Raw genomic sequence first — 12673 nt, 5'->3', positions numbered from 1 at the left:
TGACATAGTATATGTGGTAGATTCGAGAGTAGTGAAGGCGAAGTCACGAGGAGGTTTGACCAAATTTAACCATTTGTTATATTTGCTGTTAGTTGAATTGTCTCCACAATGATTGGCGTTCCAGCAAAGAGCACACCGCTTTGTGACGGGAAGAACAACATATCAACACTTACGTCGTAGGAGTTGCCTGGCTGGACAATCCCGTTGATATAAAGATTGCTGAAGCTGGTAAGTCCAAGTCCAGCAAATTCGATTGCGCTACCGCCTTCGTCATTCACGAATTCCCCGACGGGAATCGTAACCGAGTCAGATAAATCCAGATCGGTTTCCGGAAAATAGAAGTAACGGTTTACCGTAGGAATGATCTCAATTCCGGGTACGCTGCCCGGCGGACCTTGCTCACCTGGAGGACCAGCAGGGCCTTGCTCGCCCTGAGGACCGACGGGGCCTTGCGCTCCGGGCACGCCCGGGTCGCCTCGCTCTCCCTGAGGGCCGGCGGGGCCTTGGGAGCCGGGAGGCCCCGGCACGCCCTGCTCACCAGCAGGTCCGGCGGGACCCTGTACTCCGGGCAGGCCCGGTTCGCCTTGCTTGCCCGGAGGGCCGACGGGGCCTTGGGAGCCGGGAAGCCCTGGCGCGCCCGGCACTCCAGGAGGACCGACAGGACCTTCCGCTCCGGGAGGGCCGACGAGCCCCTGGGCTCCGGGAAATCCCGGTGGGCCATGCTCGCCGTGAGGGCCAGCAGGGCCTTTGGCACCTTGCTCCCCTACCAGACCTTGTGTTCCACGAGGTCCGACCGTCTCCGTTTCATGTTGTCTCGTCGGAGCGAGCCGGGACCCGGGCTCCGGAAATACCGGGTTGACGCCAATCCCCCTCGGCAAAGCAATGACTTTTTTGCCACAGACTACTTTCAGTTGTCTGATTGGGCGCTTCGGTCGGAGGTAGCGCCGCTTTTTCCGGCAAGGTTTACGGATAATATGGCATATCCTGCGTTTTCCTGGGGATTTGTTTCTGCATTTCGATGTTGAACGTCTGGATCTTAATCGTTTAGGCGTAGCTATCCTCTTATTTAGATACTTCAAAACGTTCACTCTCCTTAGGCCAAAGCACACAGTGTATATGCCCTATATATATGTCATTAGCACATTCGGAGAGTGTGCGTATAACTAGGAAGGATGCCCAATAAAAAAGACAACAGCTCCTGCCATAGTCCTTTGTCTTACCGATATGCGTTCATTGTCTGCTTATGAAGGGTCAAAAGGATATTGAAGTTAACAGGATTAACGCTAACGATATGATATATATTTTTTCTCATTCTATCCCCCCACGTTTAAGTTACGACTCCGTATATGTTTCCTATTGGTTGCTAGAAAGAAATTAAACACACTCAGCACGGATCTTCAATATAAAAGAAATTTTATCATTGGTATGTAACTTCAATCCTTCATAAGGCGTTTATATAACAATGCATCATTCACATCCATCTCATCCGAAAAAGAGGCGATACCATGCGTTCGGTTAACCCATTTGATGATACAGCAAAAGACAAACAACGCTCCACTTCACGCTTGAATCATAGACCCAAGGGTAAAAATAAATCAGCCCGGCGATTCGCCATTGCAATGGCTGCCGCATTAGTTGCGTCAGGCCTGCTGATTGAGCTGACTACTGTACCAACGACTCACGCAGCCACCATCGTACAGCATTCAGCCAGTAATCCTTCTGTTCAATCGAATGCAGCAAACACAGAGAAGAAACTCTACTATACCGCTGTAGAGGGAGCTTATTATTACACTGTTGCCTTGAGAAGTGATGGTTCGGTCTGGACCTGGGGCCGTAATTTGTGGGGAGAGCTGGGTGTGAGCGAAAAGGTTCGATATCGTCATACATCTGGTCCAACCCGCATACCGGAACTATCCAATGTAATAGCCATTTCAGCCGCCAGTGGTGGAATCAACGCAGCCGTTCAGGCGGATGGAACCGTCTGGGAGTGGGGTGCTGGTAAACTACCCAGCAAAGTCGAAAGCATCCACTCTGCGAAGGATGTGGTGACTGGTACTTTCAACGTTGCCCTTCTCCAGAACGGGACAGTCTGGTCATGGCAGCGCCCGGCGGCTCAAGTAAGCGATTCTGATCACTTACGTAAACCGCATGCGATCAGTGGACTGAAAGATATCATCCAGGTTGGAACGGCAGGTCTGCATGGATATGCTCTGAAGAAAGATGGGTCCGTATGGACGTGGAACGAGCCCGACGAACCCGGTAAAACCCTGTCCAAACCTACCAAGATAAAAGGCCTGACCAACATATCATCGATCACAAGTTCAGATACATCCCTGCTTGCATTGGATAAGAACGGGAAAGTTTGGGGGGTGGACGAGAAAGGGAAAGCGTTCGGCTTTCATTACGACTTCAAGGTGAAGAAGATGGATGGAAATTCGCAATATATGTTATTACTCACGACATCCGGTGAGGTGTACAGCTACGGAAGGACCGTGAACGGCAAAGAAGGAAAAGTAAACCATCTATCCGGCATTACTGATATTTCAGCAGGATATTACCACAGTCTTGCCTTATCCTCGGATGGAACCGTATGGGGCTGGGGAAGTGATAAATACGAGGAAGCGGGGGCACCTGCAACATCATCTGGAGGCATGGTTTATAAACCCGTTCAAGCCAAAATTGGTACAGATGTATATCTGAACGGTGAACTGTTCCAGTCGATGTATGCTGCTATTGAAACGCCTAAGACCGTGCAGCTGCCAATTAAGGCCATCGCCTTAGCACTCGGTGCAGAATTTGAGGTTCATAAGACGGAAGGTAGCGCAGACCACTATACGTTGAAATATGAAGGCAGAACAATTACACTCCGCCCCAATGAAACAAAGTATCTTGTAACACACGCAATTGCGTCTGGGGAGCAAGTCAGGACACTATCGGAACCTATAGGCAATTACTCAGGAGCAACCACAGTGCCTTTCGAGGTATTACGCGACTTGGGATTGAACGTATCCTGGGATTCAGAAAAAGCTATGCTGACCATTGACGATGCTGATCAGAAAGATTCAGGACGCTAAACGAGCCGCATAGCATAGAAAAAATCCCCTTCAGATAAACGTCTTGTTCTTAACGAACACCGTTTACTTGAAGGGGATTGCTCTGTTACTCTACTTTTCGAACCGGAACCAGCCAAAGTCAAACTGGCTACCCGGCAGGAAAATAAAGGTCACCTTCTGCACACCTTTTACCAGCTCAAGCGCAAACACCCGCTCCTCATATCCATCGGACTGTGTGAACTCAACCAGTTGGTTACTCTGTCCATCCTCACCCGCAAAGCGGATATGAATCGTGTTTTTATCAATCGGCGAACGGCCATAGATCACAAGCTTGGACGTGCCTTCTGCCGTGAAGTCCATATTTTCAAACTCCAGCGACACATTGTTTCCGATCCCCTCAACATGATCGCCCTCGATCTTGAATGTATCCCCGTAGAGATGATCACATGATGCAGCTGTGTTCTGCTCGAATGCACGGCTTTGGCGCTCGAACGAGAAGCCTTTGATATGAATCTTCTGCTTCAGTACAAAACAGATCGACGTAATCCCGCTAAGTCGCTTGGACAGTTGATAGGTCTCTTCCTGATATACATTCCATCTGGATTCCTTCTGATACACCACATCCGCAAGCAGTGTGCTTCCCTCTTCATCCGGCATGCCTTCCCAGATCTGAATGAAGTAATCCTCACTGGACAACGCGAAGATCGGAATCGTAAGGGTATCGGAGCCATACGGCCCGAAGTCGATATTTCGGAAGCCCACATGCGTCTCCCCATCCCGGCTTGTCGCTACCCCGCGTTCATTACCGTTACCGACTTCCCCTTTGGTGTAATCATACAGTCCGCCCGTAATAAAACTGTATGGATCTTTGTAAGCCGTGCCCAGACCCGTTGCTTTGAATTCCAGCTGGGAGATGAGTTTCGTTTTATCCGTACCGTTGCTGCTTGTCGCACGAAGTCGGAATTTTCCATCCCCCAGCGCCATGACCTTCACTACATGTTGACTATCTCCATCCACGTCCGATTCCGCATGAATCACTTCGACCTTAGCAATGTTGGATTCGATCCCTGCATCGTTCACCACGGCCCACTCGATATCCCGGTAGGATGTGTTCTCTGGATACAGCTTGGCGCTCACCGTCATCTCCTGCTTTGATGGATCGAATAGCTGCCCACCTGCGCTGATAATCTCAATTTTCCGCAAAGGAATCTCCTGCGCGCGTCCCGTCAATACCGGACGATCCGTATTACTCATGAGCACGGTTTGCTCCTGACTGGCGGCGGCCCCGGAATCAATGAAGTTACGATTCCCTTCGCCTTCAACGGCTCGCGATTCGAACTCGGCAACCGCACTTTCTAACCCTTCCGAAGTCACCTCGATCCGTACCGTTCCCGGCTCGTTCGTTGCTCCGATGATTGCCATCAGCTTACCGCTGAACAATCTTCTGCTCAGTCCTTTGTATGGATCATAGTCCGTGCTATCGCCGTTATCCAGACCCAGCAGACGGCCTGCACCAGTCACTTGGACCTGCACCCGGTTATTTGCATTTTGCACGGGATTGCCTGCTTCGTCTTCCACTTGAATTTCTACGAACATAAGATCTGTACCATCCGCTTGCAGCTGCTCCCGATCCGCTTGCAGGCGAATCTTCTTCGCATCGGTATAGGATCGTTGCACATCCGTTGCAATAACGTTTCCGTTTTCATCATAAGCGATGGCTTTGAGCTCACCTTCTTCATACGGCACTTTCCACCAGCCTGCCAGCTGGGTTCCCTTTGCATGATCGATATCATACGTGCCAATTGTCTTGCCATTCAGCTGCAATTCAATCTTCGGCGCATTACTGCACACGCGTACATCGATCAGCTGACCAGGGCTGAAATCCCAGTAAGGGAACAGGTGAACCATCGGACTTTTCTTATAATCCGTCCAGGCTGCCTGGTAGATATAATAGGAATCTTTCGGGAACGTTGCTGTATCCAGCTGTCCAAAATACGAATTCTTCGTATGATACGGTGTCGGCTCCCCGATATAATCGAATCCGGTCCACAGGAATTGACCCAAGGAATACGGGGTATCCCGTTCTGCCAAAATGCAGTATTCTGCCGACTTCGCGCCCCAGCTTGTTGTACTGTTCCCCAACGCCGAGCATTGCTCATCATCATCTGCCAGAATGGATTGCTCAAACGGGAAGTGATAGATCCCACGGCTCTGCACCACAGACGACGTTTCACTACCATAGATAATCCAATCCGGATGTTCCTCATGATGCTTGTCGTAGTATTTTTCCGCGTAGTTATAGCCTGCGAGCTTTACAATATCGGCGCACTTTTGCGCGTTTTCCCACGGCATGTAGTTCGAACCAATGGTCACGCCTGCATTCCCTTTGGGGTCAAATTCCAGTACATACTCCATCAGCATGCGAGTGACTTCCTGCCCCCGCTCATCCGCATGGGTATCATAGATTTCGTTACCGATACTCCACATGATCAGACTGGCATGGTTACGGTCACGCTTCACCCAGCTCTTCACATCGGTATGTGCCCATTCCGGGAAAAATCTCGCATAGTCGTAAGGAGTTTTGGCTCTCTCCCACATATCGAACGCTTCCGAAACGATCAGCATCCCCATCTCATCCGCAAGTTCCATGAACTCTTTGGCAGGCATATTATGAGCGGTCCGGATGGCGTTAACGCCCATTTCCTTCAACAGCCCAAATCTTCTGCGCAGCGCCGTCAGGTTAAAAGCAGCCCCCAGCGCCCCAAGATCATGGTGTTCACACACGCCATTCAGCTTCATCTTGATCCCATTCAGGTGGAAGCCTTCGTTTGCATCCAGCTTGATATCCCTGAAGCCAATCCGCTGTGTGACGGTCTCGATCGTCTCATAGCCCTGCTCACCTGTAGCTACTTGCAGCTCCGTTACCAGATCATACAGATTCGGTTCATCCGGGCTCCATAACTTCGGATGATCGACCGTCAGCTGTTGGCTGTTCAATTGTATCTCTCCATGTCCAGCGTCTTTATCCGCTCTGGCGGTAACGTTCGCTTTGCTGGATACAATCTGCTTACCCTGATACCAAATCGTGTGCACCAGTTGTGCGTTCTTGTCGAGATTCAGCTCCGTATCCACTTCCACCTGCCAACCTTCTGGCTGCTGCTGAATGGATACATAGGTACCGTCTGTGACGATATGATTCCGCTCTCTCGTTTTCAGCCACACATTGCGGTAAATTCCGGCCCCGGAATACCATCTGCTGTTCGGGCTCTGATGCACCACTTTGACTACAATTTCATTGTCATCTTCCACCAAAGCACTCGTGATCTCATGCTCAAAAGCTGAATAGCCGTACTTCCATTCCCCGACAAGCTGACCGTTCACATATACGGAAGAATCCATGTACACCCCGTCAAAGCAAAGCAGAACCTGCTGCTCATCCTTCGTATACGGGAATGTCTTGCGATACCAGCCAATGCTGTCCTCATACAGTTCAAGCGTATTATAGATTAGCCAATCATGAGGAAGTTCGACCGGTTCAAACGTTAACCCTGCAGGTTCCGAAACCTCCAGCTTACTTTTCGCAAATTGCCATCCATCTGTAAAAAGCTTTTTCTGATTCATCTCAGTTCTCACTTCCTGTGTGTATTTATGATTGCGGTTACAAACAAAAATAGACTTATCCCCGAAAACCTTTTCGAACATAATATGATGAAACATTAACACTTCCCCGATTATATCATCTGCCCCGCGTTTGTACGTCCATTTATTGCACTTTTTTTGATAAGTTTTATGAACAAAATATTTAACTGGTCGTCTGCTCCTGTCCTTTCTCTCTGTAATTTTCCTATCCGATCAAGAACCATTTAAACTCACGGATATCCCTTACGTCTGAATTTATGGCAATCAATTCCTGTAATTTCTTGTCGTGCTATGTTAGATTATCCATTGGAATAATATCACATATATAGATAGGGGAAATTAGAACGTGAAGAAATCATGGGTACTATCCATCATTATGAGTTTTGTTTTGCTCGGCGGGGTATTCGCACCTGCAGGGTCCTATGCCGCTGCTGCGGATGACTCAACGACTACATATTCGGAAGACGGATACACCGAAGTTGACACGACAGAAGAAGAGCCGGAACTTACAGCCGACGAAGAGGATTTCTTGAACTACCTGGATCAACTGGATATCGCAGCCGTATATGAGGAGAAAGCCTTCAATGCTTTGGGAGGGGGATTTTACATTACATCTTCCAATCGCAAGTCCGTTTTCCTGAAATTGACCAACACAGCGATTCCTAACTACACCAAATATGTATCCCAGCTGAAGCTCATTAAACCGCAAAATGTGGAGCTGCAAAAAATCCATGCCAACTTGATCAAAGGTAGCTATACACAGCTGGAGGGATTCCAACTCGCTAAAAAATCCGTCTCCAAAACAACGGTAAACAGTGCTGTCCTGAAACAAGCTAACGCCAAAATTGATGTCGGCAAGAAAAGCATCGAAAAGTATCACAAAGAAATCTCTGCTTATGCCAATAAACTTGGGTATGAATTTTAGTAAATAGAACCCAAATGGATTGGTGATTCCAAATCACCTTATCCCATATATGAAGCGAAAACGCATCTTGCGTTTTGAATTCGATAAATTGAGAATTAAGGAAAAAAAAGTGTTTTCTTTTTCCAAGTTACTTCGTATAATAGCAGTATAATCAAAAGGCTATGCTGCCGAAAGGTACAACCTCGTAAACATTGGGGTTGTGCCTTTTTTGCGTTTATAGCTGCATGATTCATCCCAACCAAGGAGTGAATACCATGTTACTTGAAGCCATTTATCATCGTCCCAAAATGAATTGGTCCTACGTGTATGACCGTTCAACCATGCATCTGAGACTCCGTTCCAAGCGGGGCGATCTGGATGCCGTAATTGCCATCATCGGGGATAAATATGCCTGGGATCGTACGGTTCTCCACCTTCCGATGCGAATCTTTGCCCGTGATGCCTTGTTCGATTATTGGGAAGTGGACGCGCAACCACCTTACCGGAGATTACGCTACGGCTTCCAACTGATTAAGGGAGAGGAATCGGTCTGGATGACGGAACGGGGATTTGAGCAGGCTCTGCCCGATCATCCGCTGGAATTTTTCGATTTTCCATTTATGAATCCGGCAGATATCTTCGAACCGCCAGCGTGGGTCAAGGACGCTGTATTTTATCAGATCTTTCCTGAACGTTTTGCCAATGGTGATCCGTCGATCAGTCCGAAGAACGCTGAGCCTTGGGGCGGTGAGCCGACCCCTGTCAATTTTTTTGGAGGTGATCTGCAAGGAGTTCTGGACCACCTCGACCATCTAAGTGCGCTTGGCATTACCGCCATTTATTTCTGCCCGGTATTCCAGGCTACAACCAACCATAAGTACAATACCGCAGACTATATGAGGGTCGATCCCCACTTTGGCACCAATGAGAAATTGAAGGAACTCGTGGATGCATGCCATGCACGTGGCATACGGGTTGTTCTGGACGCGGTGTTCAACCACTCCGGGAGAGAGTTTCTTCCATTTGCGGATGTGCTTGAAAAAGGGGCGGCTTCTCGTTATGCGGATTGGTTCCACGTCAGAGAATGGCCGGCTCGAATCGAGGACGGTATTCCCACGTATGATACCTTTGCCTTTGAACCCCTTATGCCCAAACTGAACACGGAGCATCCCGAGGTCAAAGAATACTTGCTGGAAGTAGCTCGCTACTGGATTCAGGATATGGGAATCGACGGGTGGAGACTGGATGTTGCCAATGAGGTGGACCATCAATTCTGGCGTGAATTCCGGCAAACGGTCAAATCACTTAATCCGGATGCCTATCTGCTCGGCGAAATCTGGCATGATTCCATCATGTGGCTGCAAGGGGACCAATTTGACGCGGTCATGAACTACCCGTTCACGAATTCAGTTATGGACTTTGCCGTTCTCGGCAAGCTGGACGGTCTCGGATTCGCCAACGAGATTGGCAAACTGCTCGCTGCGTATTCACAGCCTGTAACGGAAGCTGCTTTCAACCTGCTCGGTAGTCATGACACGCCAAGACTCCTCACCTTATGTGAGGGAGATGTACGCAAAATGAAGCTGGCCGTCCTCCTGCTGCTTACGTATCCAGGTGCTCCTTGTATTTATTATGGTGACGAGGTAGGGCTTGATGGAGGCTATGATCCAGGTTGCCGCAAATGTATGGAGTGGGACGAACAGAAGCAGAACAAGGATCTGCTCGACTTCTTCACCCAAACCATTGCCCTGCGCAAACAACACCCTGCATTGCGCAGTGCGGACATTACGATGATATACGCTGAAGCTGGAGATCCGTGCATTGCCATTGGACGCAAGGATCGGGATACCGGGGAACAATTTGTACTCGTTCTGAATGCAAGCGAAGAACCCCGCAGCATGGAACTGCCGCTGCACCAAGGGACTTGGCGTGATGTATTCTCAGCCACCACCAAGGAGACTCAGCATAACAAGCTGGCGCTGGCGCTGGATGCGTACGGTTTCTCCCTGTTGCAGCTGGATGTCAAATCACATGTGAACGCTTAATATTCCACTTGAATTATGAGGCTTTCTCGATGCTACTTCCGGTCAGGAGTAAAGTCATGCTTTTTGTTAAGCACATTAATATGCAGATATGTTTATCACTTAAAGACAAAAAAAAGGGGAACCCTTGGCGCGTAATGCAGCCTACGGTTCCCCTCTCCCATTGCAACCCGCTGTGTCCATCCTGCGTTGGCATTTATTAGCCACTCCGTTAATTTGTCCCTCCCAAATTTTCCTCCATACTGGCCGCAACCTCATCCCGAACGGAGTAGATTGGACCGGCATTTCTTAATTTCTTCATTCTTGGGCTTGTTAAAGTCTCCTGGGTAACGACGATCTTTTGCGGGATTTTGTAGGGTGGCAGCTTGTCTTGGCAAAAGTCCCAGATTTGTCTTCGCAGTTCCTTAAGAGACTGCTCACTTGTAAGTCTGATCGTGGCCTTGACCATCTGCCCCGTAATTCCACTGGGCTCCCCGCTCACGACAGCCGTTTCAATGGAATCCATTTGCTCCAGAATACTCTCCACTTCCGCAGGGTAAACCTTACGCCCACCAACATTAATGATCTCGGAGCGGCGGCCCAAAATGCGAATGTACCCATCCTCCATCTCTGCTTCGTCCCCAGTCTGAAGCCAACCATCTTCCGTGAATGGAGATGGAGCATTCAGATACCCGATCATGGCCGTTTCGGTCAAGATCTCAAGCAACCCGTTCACAATCCTATAATTGACTCCTTCACCACGAACCGTAAATAGCAATGAACCCGAATCTTTGGAACGAGTGGGCAGGATGCCAAGCTCCGACATGCCATAAGCCTGCACTGTGCGTACATTCGGAAACTGGCGATTCCATGCGCTGAGCAGCGTCTCTGGCATAACCTCTGAACCATAAGAGACCACTTCGAGACTGGATAGATCGAACTCCCGATAGACTCCGCTAAGGAGCATTAGATTCATGAACGTTGGTGAGACAGGCAGCGCCTGAACGCGGTACTTCTCAATGGCTCGACATACTTCCACAGGTGAGCGATCCGGTATGACACATAAACACCCGCCGCTGGACAGGGATTGCAGCATTGTATTTAACCCGCCAATATGATCAAACATCATGAACGGAATGGTACAGAGCGGCCGGACTTGCCGTCTGAAACCGTCCAGGAGTCGATCCGCGCAGTGAACAGCAGCTTTGCTTCGCCCTGTCGATCCGGATGAGAAGATCACCAGACCTGCTTTCTTTTCCTGAACCAGCCTGGCCAATATCGGGGATCGACTGCCCTGCACAGAGCAGCGTCTGACCACTACTTCTCCGTTCCCAACACTCATACGCCATTCTACCTGTGCGAGCGCTATATATTCATTCCGTTTGGCCTCAACCAGATGACGATCCAGCGGAACCACAATACAATCCCGTTCCAAAAGAGCAATCAACGCCGCTGCCGAATAAGGGGAGTAATCTTCTTCAAGCGCAATGATCGCCCCTTCAAGCCCTTCTCTGGATATCCACTGGTTAAGGGTGTGTACCTGATTCAATAGCCAGCTATAACTATATTGCTCACCCTCCCATATCAACGCAGGGCAATTACCATATGCAGCGAACCGTTCGAGAAGAAAAGTGATATTCATCCCGTGTCCCCCTTTGAGCAACGTTCCAATTGCGCCTCCAGATAATTAACCAACGATTCCACGGTCCGATAAGGGCTTTCCGGCATGGTAGCAGCCGACATTTCCGCGAGAGCTATTCCTACACCGAACTCATCCTCAACCCCTTGCTCTACAATCGCAAGCAAGGTGACAAGTTCAAGAGAGTCCAGTCTCCCCCGGCTTCCATACAGAGGCGATTGCATGCCTTGCTCCAGAAGAATGGGCGCGTTATGGTATCGATTGAGCTCTTCGCAGCTCCCCAGTACGATCCGCTCAATAACTTCCCGTTGTGAAGGCCCGGGGTTCTCTGCAGTCGAAGAGTTCTGTCTGAATCGGTCAGCATGCTGATGTGTCGTCATCAGCGCTTCGTACCAGCGCAATTCGTCCGCCGCCAATTGTTGAACGATACCCGTCAACTGCTCCCGCCAATCCGCGCTTCGCTTCATCCTGGCGATCTGGAGCAACTTGTGCGCCTGTTCCCAGCGGGCTATGATTGCACGGAACCCCTCAACATATCGATCATGGGGAGAATCCAGCCATCTGGCGGCCTCTTCCAGCAAATCGCGAAAAAAATAGCGACTCCAGCGCATATCGAACAAGAACGCGGAGACGGCCTTCTCTTGTTCCCGATCCACCTCAGCATCCGGATGTAGACGTTGTAACAATTGTAGGGATACAGCCTGTCCAAAATAATAGCTTCGCTTTCCTTGCCAGACCGTTCTGCCCGTGATGAATTCATGAGCCTGCGTTGCCAGCGCAGTGCGCAACATGTCCCGGTAGCCCGCAGAGTCAAGTGGTTCCACAGCACAGATCTCCATCGTGCCATATGTCCGCAATGTTTCTTTACGCCGGGCTACCTCCAGCTCGGAAATATTTTTGTTCCCTTTCCAGAATTCCTGGAAGTCTGCAGACGATACAGCTCCCATGTATTTGGAAGGAACGGGATCATAGACATAGAACTGCTTCTCATCCATTCCGTACACGGCCAGCCAATGGTCGACCAGATGCAGGCGCGAGCCTTGTTTAACGAGTTTATGAATATACTCAGGATTACGGTAATCCTCCCCATAAGGCAGGCAGTAGCTTGTACCTGTGGCGATAAAAAGCTCCCCATCCCGCAGCCGCTGCTCAATATGTTCCTTTCCTTGCTCGAAGCTGCCAAACTCCCGTTCTCCACGTACTTCCCACACCGACTCACCATAATTCAGCTTGTGAAAATAAGGCTTGATCAGGCCACGATCTGAACAGGAAGGCAGACTATACAAGCGGCTGGAGGCCAACAGGCCCAGACTGCTTATTAAGCCCTGACGCTGAAGGATTTCATGAATCATAGGAAAATTGCAGGGATAATAATACGGAATATCCATCGTTGGTTGAAACGAATGAATGATCATGG

At 49.5% G+C, this 12673-nt stretch carries 7 protein-coding genes; 3 read left to right on the top strand and 4 right to left on the bottom strand.

Annotated elements, in window-relative coordinates; all coding sequences use genetic code 11:
• Positions 1 to 65 precede the first annotated feature (65 nt).
• Positions 66 to 1079, bottom strand: a complete 1014-nt coding sequence (locus JNUCC31_RS33840; protein ID WP_267132479.1) for a DUF4183 domain-containing protein — start codon at positions 1077 to 1079, stop codon at positions 66 to 68.
• A gap of 426 nt (positions 1080 to 1505) precedes the next feature.
• On the opposite strand from JNUCC31_RS33840, the gene JNUCC31_RS19800 reads away from it, so the two are divergent.
• On the top strand, positions 1506 to 3074 hold the full coding sequence (locus tag JNUCC31_RS19800; protein WP_192263644.1) for a stalk domain-containing protein: 1569 nt from the start codon (positions 1506 to 1508) through the stop codon (positions 3072 to 3074).
• 90 nt (positions 3075 to 3164) lie between these two features.
• Here JNUCC31_RS19800 and JNUCC31_RS19795 read toward each other — a convergent pair whose 3' ends face one another.
• Positions 3165 to 6674 (bottom strand): glycoside hydrolase family 2 TIM barrel-domain containing protein, encoded by a 3510-nt coding sequence (locus JNUCC31_RS19795; RefSeq protein ID WP_192263641.1) that lies wholly within the window; start codon positions 6672 to 6674, stop codon positions 3165 to 3167.
• Between the two features lie 364 nt (positions 6675 to 7038).
• Between JNUCC31_RS19795 and JNUCC31_RS19790 the strand changes: the two genes are divergently transcribed.
• Together JNUCC31_RS19790 and JNUCC31_RS19785 are read left to right on the top strand one after the other, a co-directional pair.
• Complete coding sequence (locus JNUCC31_RS19790; RefSeq protein ID WP_192263637.1) at positions 7039 to 7617, top strand: hypothetical protein; 579 nt, start codon at positions 7039 to 7041, stop codon at positions 7615 to 7617.
• A 254-nt stretch (positions 7618 to 7871) separates the two neighbouring features.
• Positions 7872 to 9641 (top strand): glycoside hydrolase family 13 protein, encoded by a 1770-nt coding sequence (locus JNUCC31_RS19785; protein WP_192263634.1) that lies wholly within the window; start codon positions 7872 to 7874, stop codon positions 9639 to 9641.
• A 208-nt stretch (positions 9642 to 9849) separates the two neighbouring features.
• Here JNUCC31_RS19785 and JNUCC31_RS19780 read toward each other — a convergent pair whose 3' ends face one another.
• Both JNUCC31_RS19780 and JNUCC31_RS19775 read right to left on the bottom strand, forming a co-directional pair.
• Positions 9850 to 11259 carry an ANL family adenylate-forming protein gene (locus JNUCC31_RS19780; RefSeq protein WP_192263632.1) on the bottom strand — a complete coding sequence of 470 codons (1410 nt, stop codon included), beginning with the start codon at positions 11257 to 11259 and terminating at the stop codon, positions 9850 to 9852.
• The gene (locus JNUCC31_RS19775) at positions 11256 to 12671 is read right to left on the bottom strand and encodes a cysteine peptidase family C39 domain-containing protein (protein WP_192263630.1); all 1416 of its coding nucleotides are present in this window, start codon (positions 12669 to 12671) and stop codon (positions 11256 to 11258) included. Before JNUCC31_RS19775 ends, JNUCC31_RS19780 begins: the two co-directional genes overlap by 4 nt.
• Between the last annotated feature and the right edge of the window lie 2 nt (positions 12672 to 12673).

The organism is Paenibacillus sp. JNUCC-31 (genome assembly GCF_014844075.1).
Lineage (GTDB): Bacteria > Bacillota > Bacilli > Paenibacillales > Paenibacillaceae > Paenibacillus.
This window is presented reverse-complemented; position numbering and strand designations above follow the sequence as displayed.